General features: G+C 70.5%; 12 protein-coding genes. 3 read left to right on the top strand and 9 right to left on the bottom strand.

The annotated features are described in order from the left end of the window. Positions 1–337 precede the first annotated feature (337 nt). The 3 genes from AC3EO4_RS08230 to AC3EO4_RS08220 all read right to left on the bottom strand — a co-directional run bounded on the left by AC3EO4_RS08230 (position 338) and on the right by AC3EO4_RS08220 (position 5,660). Positions 338–3,340 carry an AfsR/SARP family transcriptional regulator gene (locus AC3EO4_RS08230; protein ID WP_431894603.1) on the bottom strand — a complete coding sequence of 1,001 codons (3,003 nt, stop codon included), beginning with the start codon at positions 3,338–3,340 and terminating at the stop codon, positions 338–340. 236 nt (positions 3,341–3,576) lie between these two features. Beyond that, complete coding sequence (locus AC3EO4_RS08225; protein WP_379572926.1) at positions 3,577–4,221, bottom strand: GNAT family N-acetyltransferase; 645 nt, start codon at positions 4,219–4,221, stop codon at positions 3,577–3,579. Positions 4,222–4,373: 152 nt separating this feature from the next. Continuing rightward, positions 4,374–5,660: a pyridoxal phosphate-dependent aminotransferase gene (locus tag AC3EO4_RS08220; protein WP_379572927.1), complete on the bottom strand. Its 1,287-nt coding sequence runs from the start codon at positions 5,658–5,660 to the stop codon at positions 4,374–4,376. 79 nt (positions 5,661–5,739) lie between these two features. Here AC3EO4_RS08220 and AC3EO4_RS08215 point away from each other — a divergent pair, with 79 nt between their 5' ends. Genes AC3EO4_RS08215 through AC3EO4_RS08205 form a run of 3 tightly spaced genes read left to right on the top strand, consistent with a single transcriptional unit; the run spans position 5,740 to position 8,381 of the window. Beyond that, positions 5,740–6,675: a LysR family transcriptional regulator gene (locus tag AC3EO4_RS08215; RefSeq protein ID WP_379572928.1), complete on the top strand. Its 936-nt coding sequence runs from the start codon at positions 5,740–5,742 to the stop codon at positions 6,673–6,675. 11 nt (positions 6,676–6,686) lie between these two features. Continuing rightward, on the top strand, positions 6,687–7,355 hold the full coding sequence (rnhB, locus tag AC3EO4_RS08210; protein WP_431894600.1) for a ribonuclease HII: 669 nt from the start codon (positions 6,687–6,689) through the stop codon (positions 7,353–7,355). Between the two features lie 24 nt (positions 7,356–7,379). Further along, positions 7,380–8,381: an LLM class flavin-dependent oxidoreductase gene (locus AC3EO4_RS08205; protein ID WP_379572930.1), complete on the top strand. Its 1,002-nt coding sequence runs from the start codon at positions 7,380–7,382 to the stop codon at positions 8,379–8,381. Here AC3EO4_RS08205 and AC3EO4_RS08200 read toward each other — a convergent pair. The 6 genes from AC3EO4_RS08200 to AC3EO4_RS08175 form a co-directional block, all read right to left on the bottom strand. Further along, positions 8,350–8,736 (bottom strand): SCO5389 family protein, encoded by a 387-nt coding sequence (locus tag AC3EO4_RS08200; protein WP_379572931.1) that lies wholly within the window; start codon positions 8,734–8,736, stop codon positions 8,350–8,352. The two genes, AC3EO4_RS08205 and AC3EO4_RS08200, sit on opposite strands and share 32 nt — an antisense overlap. A gap of 54 nt (positions 8,737–8,790) precedes the next feature. Then, a complete protein-coding gene (locus tag AC3EO4_RS08195) occupies positions 8,791–9,741 on the bottom strand; it encodes an ATP-binding protein (RefSeq protein WP_431894597.1) in 951 nt (316 codons plus the stop codon). A 99-nt stretch (positions 9,742–9,840) separates the two neighbouring features. Beyond that, positions 9,841–10,215, bottom strand: coding sequence for an RrF2 family transcriptional regulator (locus AC3EO4_RS08190; protein ID WP_379572933.1), 375 nt, complete (start codon positions 10,213–10,215; stop codon positions 9,841–9,843). Continuing rightward, on the bottom strand, positions 10,199–11,059 hold the full coding sequence (locus AC3EO4_RS08185) for an ABC transporter permease (protein WP_431894595.1): 861 nt from the start codon (positions 11,057–11,059) through the stop codon (positions 10,199–10,201). The genes AC3EO4_RS08190 and AC3EO4_RS08185 overlap by 17 nt, the downstream gene beginning before the upstream one ends. Beyond that, positions 11,056–11,841 (bottom strand): ABC transporter ATP-binding protein, encoded by a 786-nt coding sequence (locus AC3EO4_RS08180; RefSeq protein WP_379572935.1) that lies wholly within the window; start codon positions 11,839–11,841, stop codon positions 11,056–11,058. Before AC3EO4_RS08180 ends, AC3EO4_RS08185 begins: the two co-directional genes overlap by 4 nt. A gap of 1 nt (position 11,842) precedes the next feature. Further along, the gene (locus AC3EO4_RS08175) at positions 11,843–12,874 is read right to left on the bottom strand and encodes an ABC transporter substrate-binding protein (RefSeq protein ID WP_431894593.1); all 1,032 of its coding nucleotides are present in this window, start codon (positions 12,872–12,874) and stop codon (positions 11,843–11,845) included. Positions 12,875–13,112: the final 238 nt, after the last annotated feature.

The following is a 13,112-nucleotide window of genomic DNA, read 5'->3' as shown; positions in this document are numbered from 1 at the left end:
CAGGGGCCCCGCGCGATGCCCCTGGAGCGGATCCCGTAGGGGGGCGAGGCTCGCCGCTGGTGGCAGGCCGGTTGATCCGGCGTTGATTGGTTTGCATGCGTGACCCCGCACCCTCGGAGCGTGGACACGCCCCGGGGGGTTCGAAAGAAACGGGGCGTGTCGCCCGACCGGCCGTCATCGTGAGGCGGCTAGCTGTCACGTGGAGCATCCGGATAACCGGGCCCCCTAGCGAAGCGTGACGGTCAGACGGCCGGTCGGGCCCACACACACCGCACCCGAAAAGAGACCAGCCTTGATCAACCATGTGTGGATGACACGTCTGGACGACGAGCTGTACTTAGGACTCGACGACGGAGACGGAGGCGGAGGCGACGCCGGCACCGGCGAGGATGGTCTTGAGGTCACCGGCCTCGGGGGCACCGAGCCTGGTGAAGATGTCGAAGGCCTCGCGTAGACAGTCCAGGCTCCTGGGGACGTTGCCCAAGCCGTGCAGCGCCTTGCCCAGGACCGCGAGCGAGAGCCCCTCACCGTACGGGTGGCCGATCTCGCGGCTGACCGCCAGGGCCTGCTCCGCGTGACGCACCGCGTCGGAGAAGCGCCCTGCGGCGATGAACGTCTCCGCCAGCCTGGCGCACACCCGCTGTTCCCACACCCGCTGCTTGCTCGCCCTGAAGTAGGCCAGGCACTCGGCGTGGTGATGGACGGCCTCGTTGAGGCGTCCGACGCGGGACAGCACGATGCCGAGGTGGTAGCGCGCGCGGGCGGTGCCCGCGCCGCTGCCGATCTCGGTGAAGATGGCCAGACCCTTCTCGGCCGCGACGATGGCGTCGTCGGGGTTGCCGAGGCCGAGATGGTCGCGGGCGGAGTAGCTGAGCACCAGCGCCTCCCCGGCAGGCACGCCGTTCTCCCTGTAGAACGTGGTGGCCGAGTCGAACCAGCCGAGCGCCTCGTGGTGGCGGCGCAGGCGTCCTGAGACGACGGCGAGGGCGTTGAGCACCTCGCCCATGACGACGCGCTCGTTGCGGCCGGTCGACAGCTCGAGAACGATCCTGAACTGCTCCTCCGACTCGGGCAGCCGGTTGGCGCCGAACAGCACCCGGCCGAGGACGTAGCGGGCGCGCAGCTCGCTCGCCGCGTCGTCGATCTTCAGCGCGGTGGCCAGCACGGCCCCGGTCGCCAGGTCGAACTCGCGGGCGTGCGTCCCCGACTCCAGCAGCGGCTCCATGGCGACGAGGAGGTCACCCGCGGGCAGCAGCTGCTCGGCCGTGCGGCACGATTCGGCCGCCTGGCCGATCACCGCGAACAGCGAGTCCCCCTCGGAGATGAGCCAGGCGACGGCGTCGTCGGCCGAGGCGAACGTGCGCCCGCTGCCCACCACGACGAGGTTGTCGGGGATCATGCTGCCCTCGTAGGCGAGCCGGTGCGCCGACTGCGCGGAGGCCAGGTAGAAGCCGAGGAGCCTGCGCAGCGCCAGCGTCCTGGCCTGCGGGCGCTCGGTCTTGTCGAGGATGCGCCGCGCGAAGAGCTTGAGCAGGTCGTGGAAGCGGTAGCGCCCGGGCGCGGGCGCCTCCAGGAGGCTGGCGTCCACGAGCGACTCCAGCAGGTCCTCCGTCTCCAGCGTCGGCGACGACAGGACGGCGGCCGCCGCCCCGACGGAGATGTCGGGGCCGTTCGGCAGGCTCAGCAGCCTGAACGCCCTCGCCTGGGCGGCGTCGAGCTGGCCGTACCCGAGGGCGAAGGTGGCCTCCACGGCCAGGTCCCCGACCCGCAGCTCGTCGAGCCGGCGCTGCTCGTCGGCGAGCCGCGGCACCAGTGAGGCGACGGTCCACGAGGGCCGCGCCGCCAGCCGTGCCGCCACGATCCGTACGGCCAGCGGCAGGAACCCGCACGCCGCCACCACGTCCATCGCCGCGCCGCGCTCGGCGGCCACCCGCTCGGCCCCCGCGACGGCGGTGAACAGCGACAGGGCCTCGTCGGGCTCCATCACGTCGAGGTCGATGAGCTTGGCCGACGGCAGGTCGGCCAGCTTCACCCTGCTGGTGACGATCGCGGCGCAGCCGGGCGCGCCCGGCAGCAGCTCGCTGACCTGGCGGGTGTCGCGCGCGTTGTCCAGCAGCACCAGGATGCGCCGCTCGGCCAGCAACGACCGGTAGAGCGCGGCCCGCTCGGGCAGCCCCTCGGGAATGACGTCAGGGGGTATGCCGAGCGCGCGTAGGAACGCTCCTAACGCGGACTCGGGAGCGATGGCCTCGTCGGTGAAGCCGCGCAGGTCGGCGTAGAGCTGCCCGTCGGGGAACAGGTCGTCGCAGGTGTGCGCGACGTGGACGGCGAGCGCGGTCTTGCCGACACCGCCTATACCGCAGATGGCGGCGACGGGCACGCCCTCGGCCGCGGTCTGCGCGGACAGCAGCGTGCGCAGCCTGGCGACGAGCGGGCGGCGGCCGGTGAAGTCGTTGACGGCGGCGGGCAGCTGCGCGGGGCGGGGGAGTTCGTGCTCGTCGGCGCCGTCGGCCGCGTCGGCCGCGCTCGGCGATCCGTCGGCTACGGGGTCGGGGGCCGGGCTGGGCGGCGCCATCAGGCTGGGGTCGGCGGCGAGGATCTTGTGGTGCAGCGCGGACAGCTCGGGCCCCGGCTCGATGCCGAGCTCCTCGATGAGCGCCTCGCGGGTGTCGGTGAAGACGGCCAGCGCGTCGCCCTGCCGTCCGCATCGGTAGTAGGCCAGCATGAGCTGGGCGCGTAGCCGTTCGCGCAGCGGGTGGTCGGCGGTGAGCGCGATCAGCTCGGAGACGATCGTGGCGTGCCTGCCGAGCTCCAGGTCGAGATCCATGAGCAGTTCGAGGGCGGTGATGCGCCGCTCGACCAGCCGGTCGCGCTGGTGCTCGGCGTAGGGGCCGACGGCTCCGGCCAGGGGCTCGCCCTCCCACAGCGCCAGCGCGGCGCGCAGACTCTCGGCGGCCTGGCCGATGTCGCCCTTCTTGCGCAGCGTCTCGGCCTCCTGCGCGCCTCGCTCGAAGAGGCTCAGGTCGAGGGAGGCGGTGCGAAGGGCGTAGCCCTTGCCGACCGAGGTGAGCAGTTCGGGGCGCGAGCGGGGCGAGCGGTCGGGCTCCAGCACCGTGCGCAGGCGGGAGACGTAGGTGCGCAGCGCGCCGAGCGCTCTCGGCGGGGCCTCCTCGCCCCACACCGCGTCGATCATCTCGGTGGGCGTGATCGCGCGGCCTTCCCTGAGGAGGAGCATCGCGAGGATCGAACGCTGAAGCGGTGTTCCCAGATCGAGTTCGTCACCATCGCGCCACGCGCGGACGGGACCGAGCACGGCGAACCGCAGCCCCTCACCAGCCATGCTCTCAGTCTCCAACGCAATGGGACATTTTGCTACCAAATACTAGTTGCCCAGAGGTGGCTGTTTCATTGATTGCGCTTTGATCCGGCGTTAAGCGTGTCGCGGGATGCTGAACCTCACAAGGGCATGGCCCAGTTCAACGGGGGCGGCCATGCCTTTCCGGTCGATAAGAACACCAGGCCCTGCCCGACATTGCGGGCAGGGCCTTCGTGTCCGGATTTTTCGTAGGAACGTGCTTAGGCGGCTTCGACGAGACCGAGTCTCTGAGCCATCCGTTCTCGAACCATCGGCCATTCCGAGCCCAGGATCGAGTAGTACGCGGTATCTCGGACCGTATCGTCGGCGCCTCGGCTGTCTGCCCGTCGCACACCGTCCAGGTGCGCGCCGAGAGCCTCGATGGCGGCCCGGGATCGCGTATTACGTACGTCTGCTTTGAGGGTGATGCGGTGGACGCCCCAGGTGTCGAAGGCCAGGGAGAGCATCAGGAACTTGCTCTCCCTGTTCACACCTGTGCCCTGCGCCGAAGCGGAGAGCCAGGTGTAGCCGATGTCGGCCACGGAAGGGATCTCGCCCACCGCGCCACGCGTGCCCGGAGGCCAGGGCATGGGGCCCTGCCAATACTCCAGGTGCATGAGACGGGTGGCACCGACCACGCGGTCGGTGTGAAGCCACCGGATGGCGAAAGGCATCGTCCGGCCTTCCGCCTGCTCAGCCATAGCGGCCTCCACATAGGAGACCATCTCTTCCCGCCCATCGGGAACACGAGTGAAGGCATACGTGGAGCGGTCTTCACTCGCCGCGGCGACGAGGTCATCGACCGCCGCGAGGCTGAGAGGTTCCAGGCGCACGACGCGCCCGGACAGGGTGACAAAAGCGGGCATGAGCACATGATGGGGCTTGCGCGCCGCCGGAGATACCAGGACTCACGCGCTATCTTTTGCAGGTTTCTGCAATGACCGCGTTTTCCCAGGTCAGAGGGGTGATCGTGGGGCTCTGCGCGGGCCCTGAGGGGCAAAGTTTGCCAAACCGATGCCTAGCTGTGCGCGGGCGTTGCGACCAGGGCGCGGCGTGGGGTTCTCCCTGCCGTTTTGCGCTGGGCCGACAGGTCGTGCAAACCCCTCGAAAGATGCTCCATGTTGGCCGCGATCCACGGCAGTGAAAGAGGATCGGGGGAGGTCAGCGCGGCCATGCGCTCCTCCTGGCTCTCGCCGTACATGAGGCTGGTGGCCACGCGCACCCTGGCGGCCGACAGATCGTCGCCGAAGGCGTGCCCCGGCAGGACGCCGATGCCGTGATCCTCGATCAGCAGCTTGGCGACTTCTGCCGAGCCGCCGACCCCCAGATAGCCGAAGTCGGGGTAGAGGTAGAAACCGCCCTGCGGGGCGGGGACGCTGGCTCCGGCCTCGACGAACACGGCGTGGACCGCGTTCACGACCACGCCGTGCAGCCGCCTGCTCTGCGCCACGCGCTCGACCAGCTCGGCCGGCTCGCTGAAGGCGTAGGTGGCCGCCTGCTGAACGGGGGCGGCGGGCGCCGACCAGATCTCGCTGGCGATCGCGAGCACCTTGTCGAGCAGGCCGCGTGCGCCCTCGGGGAGCCTCGCGACGCCGATGCGCCAGCCGCCGAGCGCCAGGCTCTTGCTCAGCCCGGTGGTGATGACGGTGCGTTCGGGCGCCAGGTCGGCCGGCGACAGGAACGGGGTCGTGACGTCGTGGACGAGGTCGCGGTAGATCTCGTCGGAGATGATCACGAGGTCGAGTTCGCGCGCGACCTCTACCAGGCGGCCGATGGTCCGCGGCGAGGCGAGCCTTCCCGTGGGGTTGTCGGGAAGCGTGACAAGCACGGAGCGGACCGTCCTGCCCTGCGCCCTGGCGTGCAGAACGGCGGAGACGACGCGATCGGGGTCGGGCGCCCCTCCCTCGCCGGGGGGCGACGGGACCAGGATCGGCCGCGAGCCGACGAGGTCGGCCTGCGCGGCGTAGCTGACCCAGCTCGGCATCGGCAGCACGATGTCGCCGCCGATGGCGAGCAGCAGGCCGTACAGCAGGGGCTTGCTGCCGGGACCGCAGACGACGCGGTCGGGTTCGGTGATGAGCCCCCGTCGAGTCCAGTAACCCGCCGCCGCTTCGCGTAGCTCCGCAGCCCCCGCGACCGGCCCGTAGCCGTTGCGGTCCGAGGCGGCGACCAGCTTGTGCCGCAGCGCCGGGTGCACGGGCAGACCTGCCTCACCGAAGGCCAGGTGCAGCACGCGTTCCCCGGCGCGCCGTCTTCGCTCGATGTCTTCGTTGGCCGCCAGGGTGGCGGACAGTGTCACGTTCATGTTTGTCACGTTCCCAGCCTGGTTGTATGAAGGCATCAGCACAAGCGAGGCTTTTCATGGGTAGGCGTAAGGAAGTCCGATGCTCGATTTGCGACGTCTTACTTTGATCTGCGAGTTCGCGCGCAGGGGCAGCATCGCCGCGACGGCCGAGTCGCTCGGTTACAGCCCTTCGGCGGTGTCGCAGCAACTGGCCGCGCTGGAACGTGAGGCGGGCACCGCGCTCCTCGACCGCACCGCGCGCAGCGCCGAGCTGACCGACGCGGGCCGCCGGCTGGTGGCGCACGCCGAGCGCATCCTGACGATGGTCGAGGAGGCGGAGTCCGACCTGTCCGCCCAGGCGGGCACGCCGGCGGGCCGCGTGGTGCTCACGGCCTTCCCCACGGCCGCGGTCGCCTTCGCGCCCGTGCTGGCGCGGACGCTGCGGCGCCACACCGGGCTGACCATCAGGCTCGGGCAGTCGCGCTCGGGCCGGGGCATGCGCGAGGTGCAGTCCGGCGAGGTCGACATCGCGCTCATCGACGACTGGTACGGCAGAGCGCGCGACAGCGAGTCCCTGCGTGTCTTCCCCCTGCTCCAGGACCCGCTGGTGCTCGTCGTGCCGCGCAAGCACCGCCTGGCCGACACCGACGTGCCGATCGACCTGCGGGAGCTGCGCGACGAGCCGTGGATGGCCACGCCGGACGGCGAGCCGTCCCGCCTGGCGGTGGACCGGCTCTTCGCCGACGTCGGGGGCGCGCGGCGCACGCCGTGGGAGTTCGAGGGCCTCGGCACGATCCTCTCCCTCGTGGCCAAGGGCATCGGCATCGCCGCCGTGCCGGCGCTCGCGCTGGCCGCGGGGGTTCGGGGCATCGCGGTGCGCGAGTTCCCCGGCTCTCCCGTGGGCAGGGACGTGCTCGCCGTCGCCAGGGGCTCCAGCGTCCACCGGCCCTCGGTGTCGGTGACGCTGCGGGCGATCCACGTCGCCTCCCGCTATCTCGCGGCGGATCTGGAACCCGTCAGGCTGGCGCACCGGTAGCCTTCGGTGCCGTGGCTCCGACGTACGAGATCGAGACCCTGCTCGCGGGCGCGCGCGGAAAGATCGTCGCGGGCATCGACGAGGTCGGCCGCGGCGCGTGGGCCGGCCCCGTCCTGGTGTGCGCGGTCGTCACCGACCTGTCCGAGCCGCCCGGCGGGCTGACCGACTCCAAACAGCTGTCCGCCGCCCGCAGGACCGCGCTCGTGCCCGAGCTGGAGCGGTGGGCGAAGGGGATCGCCTACGGCGAGGCCTCCCACGAGGAGATCGACGCGCTCGGCATGACGGAGGCGCTGCGCAGGGCGGCACGGCAGGCCCTCGACGCCCTTCCGCGGCGGCCCGACGTGGTGATCCTCGACGGCTCCCACGACTACATCGGCTCGCCATGGCCCGTCCGCCTGGAGGTCAAGGGCGACCAGGCGAGCATCTCGGTGGCGGCCGCGTCCGTGCTGGCCAAGGTCAGGCGCGACGCCCACATGGCCACCCTCGGCTGCGACGAGTACGGCTTCGCGGAGAACGCGGGCTATCCCTCACCCGTCCACCAGGCGGCGCTGGCCGAGCTCGGCCCCACCCCGCACCACCGCCTGTCCTGGTCCTATCTGGACGACCTGCCACGATGGCGGCACCTCAAGAAGCACAGGGACGCGGCGGCAGGCGAGGGACAGATCTCCCTGTTCGGCTGAGCCCCATCGGCCCACAATCGGGGGATGCGGATGGGTGTGTTCCTCATCGCGGCGGCCTTCGAGGGGCAAGAGCCCGCCCGGGTGCTGGGCGAGGCGCTTCAGGCCGTCGAGGCCGCGGAGGAGGCGGGCTTCGACGACGTGTGGATCGCCGAGCACCATTTCATGTCGTACGGCGTGTGCCCCTCCGCCGTCGCGTTCGCGGCGATGGCACTGGGCAGGACCAGGCGGATCGGCGTCGGCACCGCGGTGAGCGTGCTGTCCACGCGCCACCCCGTGGCGCTTGCCGAGGAGGCGGCGATGCTCCACCACCTGTCGGGCGGGCGCTTCACGCTGGGGGTGGGCAGGGGAGGGCCGTGGGTGGACCTGGAGGTGTTCGGGACGGGCCTGCCCCGGTTCGAGAGAGGGTTCGCCGAGTCGCTCGACGTGCTGTGCTCGGCGCTGTCGCGCGACAGGATCGGCGCCGAGGGAGAGTTCTTCTCCTTCCGCGAGGTGGCGATGGTGCCGCCGGCGCGGATGACGCCCGTCGTCGCCTGCACCTCGGCGGAGACCACGCGCCTGGCGGCGGACAGGGGCCTGCCGATGCTGCTGGGGATGCACGTCGGAGACGAGGAGAAGGCGGCTGCCGTCGCGGCCTACGAGGCGGCGGGAGGCCCGAGGGCGCGGCACGTGGCGGCCGCGGTCGGCCAGGTGGCCGACACGACAGGCGAGGCCGTCCAGACGCTCACGAAGGCCATGCCGCGCTGGCTGGAGCCGGGTCTGGCGGGCTACGTGCCCGTGGACGGGCGGGCTCGCCCCTCGCGCGACATCGGGCGCTACGTGGACTTCCTGACCGGCACGCACCCGGTGGGCGACGCCGACCACTGTGTGGCGACCATCGAGCGCACGCGGGCGGCGACGGGGATCGAGCACCTGATCCTGATGGTCGAGGGCGCGGGCGAAAGCTCCCGCACCCTCGAGAACATCAGGCGCCTCGGCGCCGAAGTGCTGCCCAGGCTCAGCAGTCGACGAGCTCGGGCTTCTGGTTGAGGATCTGCGCCCGCGGGGTCACGAAGTCGCGCAGCGCGTCGGTCGCGGCCGGGTCGAACACCGCGACCCTGTGGCAGTTCTGGAAGGCCAGCCGCACCCCGAAGTGACGCTCGAGGGCGCCGCGCATCGAGTCGCTCGCCAGGCAGCGCAGGAGCTGTCCGCGGGCCTCCTCGTCGGGCGGCGGGGTCTGGTTGTCGGCGAACTCGGCTCCTGAGTGCTCACGCTGCTTGACCAGCTCGCTGATCATCGACCAGGCGTAGGGCAGGGAGTCGCGGACGCAGGCGACGAACGCCGCGTCGTCGATCTCTCCCTGTCTGGCCCGCTCGAGAAGATCATTCGGAACGGTCAGCGACATGCTGTCTCCTCTCCAAGGGAACTACTTGACGCTAGGTGGGGTCGTGGACGTGCTCTAGATGGCCTGAAGGCGACAGTCGAGTGACGCGGGGCCGTACACGAAGCCGGTGTCGATCTGATCGGCGAGGTCGAGCCCGGTGCGCTCGTTGGCCCACGCACGGGCGTTGCGCAGGTGGAACTCCACCGCCTGACGGCCGAACCTCGCCCAGTCCTTCTCCTGCGCGTCGGCGTGCTTGACCAGCACCGACAGGGCCTCGGCGTTGGCCGGTTCCAGGTCGTCGAGGGCGAAGGGGCGGCCCTGCTCCATGGCGCGGACCGCGGCGGAGTGCTCCAGCCAGGTCAGCAGGTCGTCGCCGACGTGCTCGCGCAGGAACTCCACGTCACCGGGGCCGTGGACCTTGTTGCCCACCACCGCGACGGATACGTCGTAGTCGGCGGCGTAGTCCTTGTACTGCTTGTAGACGCTCACGCCCTGCCGGGTCGGCTCGGCCACCAGGAACGTCATGTCGAACCTGGTGAACAGGCCCGAGGCGAAGGAGTCGGCGCCCGCCGTCATGTCCACCACGACGTACTCGCCGTGGCGGTCGACCAGGTGGTTGAGCAGCAGCTCGACCGCGCCGACCTTGGAGTGGTAGCAGGCGACGCCGAGGTCGTCCTCGCTGAAGGGCCCCGTGACCATGAGCCGCGGCCCTTCGGGCGTCCGCATCGTGTACGGCAGGTCGTCGAAGCGCAGGATCCGCGAGCCGCGCCCCGGCGGGGTGGTCTTGACCATCGCCGCGGCGGAGGGGATGAGGGGGTTGGAGCCGCGCAGGAGCTCCTTGATCTCGGTGAGGCGCGCGCCGAGCGGCTCGGGCGTCTCCTCCAGGCCGAGGACCAGCGCCAGGTGCTGGTTGATGTCGGCGTCGACGGCCACCACAGGGTCGCCCTGACTCGCCACGAATCTCGAGAACAGTGCGGACACGGTGGTCTTGCCGCTGCCGCCCTTGCCAACGAACGCCACTCTCACGCTGACGACCCCATCTGAGTATGAAAACCGTTTCCGATTCAGCATGACACAGCGGGACGCCGGAGAGCGGGATTTCGCCGAAACCCTGGAGAGCCGCGGCTAAGCCGACACGATCTGGGCGAAGGTGATCTCGGTGAGCAACCTCTCCTCGTGCCTGCGGATGGTGGCCCACACGTCGGCCAGCGGCTGGGCCACCCCCGGGTACTCGTCGGGCGAGGGCCAGCCCTCCACGACCGCGATCACGTCGGCGAGCGTGATCGCCGACGCGTCGCGGGCCAGCCAGTAGCCGCCGTCGGGGCCGCGCTGGCTGCGGATCAGCCCGGCCCTGCGCAGCTGCAGCAGGATGTTGTCCAGGAACCTGCGGGGAATGCCCTGCGCCGCCGCGATCCGCTCGGCCGACACCGGGCCCTCCGGCGCCGCGGCCAGCTCGGTGACCGCCCGCAGCGCGTACTGCGTCCTAGCGGAGATCCGCACGGAGGCCCCAGCGGCGGCGAAGGGCGTTGTCACCGGCCTCGAAGAGCAGGTCGATGACGATGCCGATCATCAGGACCACGATCATGGTGGCGAGCAGGCCCGCCGAGTCGGCCAGCTCGCGGGCGTAGTGGAGCTGCTCGCCGAGCGAGGGCTGGTTGGCGATGATGACCACGATCTCGCCCGCCATCAGCGACCGCCATGCGAAGGCCCACCCCTGCTTGAGTCCCGCGAGGAACGAGGGGAGCGAGGCGGGCAGGATCACGTGCCAGTACAGCTGGATCCTGCGGAAACCGAGCACGTGCCCCGCCCGCAGCAGCAGCGGCGGCGTGTAGTCGACACCGGTGATCAGACCGTTGGCGATGGACGGCGCCGCACCGAGGATCACCACGAAGGTGATGGCGCTCTCACTCAGCTTGAACAGCAGGATCGCCAGCGGGAACCAGGCGATCGAGGGCATGGTCTGCAGGCCGGTGATCAGCGAGCCGAAGGCGGCCCTCAGCACCTTGACCCTGGAGACGAGCGCGCCGACGATCAGGCCGATCAGCATGGCGGCGGCGAAGCCGGTCACCGCGCGGCGCATCGTCACGCCGACGGCCTGCCAGAACTCGCCGGTGCCCAGCCGTTCGAACAGGACGGGGAATACCTCGGAAGGGCCGGCGAAGACCCACGGCTCCCAGAATCCCGCCCAGACCACGCCCTGCCAGATGGCCAGCACGATGCCGACGGCCAGCGTGATCGGCCAGACGCGGGCCCAGAGGCGGCCGGCCAGCGCGCCGCGCCGCTTCTCGGCGATCTCGAGGGCGTCGAGGCCGGCGATCTGCGCGGCGTGGGTGTCGGTGCTCACGAGCGCACCTCCTGTGCGGCAGCGGTCTTGTGCGCGACGTCCCCGTGGCGGGCGACCTCACGCTTGAGCTGGTCGGTGATGCGCGCCGCCAGCGTCGCCACCTCGGCGGAGTCCGTACGGCGCGGCCGCGCCAGCTCCACGGGGAACTCCTCGACGACCTTGCCGGGCCTGCTGCTCAGCAGCACGACCCGGTCGCCGAGCCGTACGGCTTCGCGGACGTTGTGGGTGACGAACAGGACCGACAGCTTCCGCTCCCGCCAGATCCGCTCCAGCTCGTCGTGGAGCAGGTCGCGGGTCATGGCGTCGAGCGCGCCGAACGGCTCGTCCATGAGCAGGACGTCGGCGTCCTGGGCCAGTGAGCGGGCCAGCGCCACACGCTGACGCATGCCGCCCGACAGCTGGTGCGGCCGCTTGGGGCCGAAGCCGCCCAGGTGGACCATCTCGAGGAACTCCTCGGCCTTCGCGCGCCGTTCCCGCCTGGGCAGCGCGCGCATGGCCATCTCGACGTTGGCGCGGACGGTGAGCCAGGGGAACAGCGCAGGCTCCTGGAACATCATCGCGACCCTGCGCCCGGCCGTGGAGATCGCTCCGCCGGAGGGCTGGTCGAGCCCCGCCACCAGCGACAGCAGCGTGCTCTTCCCGCATCCCGAGGCGCCGAGGAGGCAGACGAACTCGCCCGGTGCCACGCTGAGCGAGACCTTGTCGAGCGCCAGCAGGTCGCCGTAGAGCTTGGAGACCCCTTCGAGCCGGACCGATTCCTGGCGGTCCACCTGGACGGTCATGTCACTTGTCCTTGATCGACTGCTGGCCCTTGGCTGCGAGGACCTCGTTGAGGATCTTCAGGTCGTAGATGCCGTTGAGGTCCACCGGCTTGAGCAGGCCGACCTTGACGGCGTGGTCGGCGCTGCCCGTCAGCGACGCCGCGATCGGGTCGTTCGTGAACGTGATGTTCTTGAACGCGCTGGCCAGCACCTCGGGCTTGAGCGGCTTGCCCGTCAGCTTCTCGACCGAGGCGTTGACCACCTGAGCCGCGGCGTCAGGGTCGGCGTTGATCTCCTCCGTCGACTGGGCGTGCGCCTCGATCAGCTTCTTGAGCAGGTCGGGGTTGGCCTTGGCCCACTCCTGCCTGACGATCAGGTGGGTGATCACGAACTGCTTGTTCGGCCAGAGCTCGCGCTCGTCCTGAAGGATCTTGCCCTTGCTCTCGATGACGAGCCTGCTGGCGAACGGCTCGGGCACCCACGCGCCGTCGATGTCGCCCGTGGCGAACGTCTGCAGGGTCTGCGAGTTCTCCTGCGGCACGATGCTGACGTCGCCGCCGCCCTTGGTGTCGGTCTTGAGGCCCTTCTCCTGCAGCCAGTAGCGCAGGGCGACGTCCTGCGTGTTGCCGAGCTGCGGGGTGGCGATCTTCTTGCCCTTGAGGTCCTCGACCGAGTTGATCTCGGGCTTGACGACGAGGTAGACGCCGCCCGAGGCCGCGCCGGCGACGATGTTGATGGCCTTGCCCTTGGACTTCTCCCAGGCGTTGATGGCCGGGTTCGGGCCGATGTAGGTCGCGTCGATGGCGCCGGAGAAGACGGCCTCGATGGCGGCGGGTCCCGCGTTGAACGTGCTGGTCTTCAGCGGGACGCCCAGCGACTTGGCGTAGATGCCCTTCTCGATGCCGTAGAGGGCGGTGGAGTGCGTGATGTTCGGGAAGTAGCCGAGGCGCACCTCCTTGGCCGCGGCCGCGGGAGCGCTCGGCGAGGAGGACCCACAGGCGGCCGCGAGCGAGGTCATGGCCAGTACGGCGACGGCGGCGGCGAGCCTCTTCATCGCAACTCCCTATTTCCTACTTAATCAGTCGGCTATGTGTACATGAAATCCCCTTATTTCCTTCTCGTCAAGTCGGAATTACAAGACCGTCTGTCAGCATGATCTGTAAGCCGCGCGGACCGGCATCCGCACGCGCAGCGTGTGAGGTGTGGCGGAGCATGCCGCTCTCGCGGCGTCTCCGAGGTCGCGAGCCCGCCGCCCGCCGCAGCGCGCGGGCACGCGACCGCCCTTCACTCCG

This window comes from Nonomuraea sp. bgisy101 (assembly GCF_057708945.1).
The sequence above is the reverse complement of the archived record's forward strand: the minus strand, read 5'-3'. Positions and strand labels throughout refer to the sequence as shown.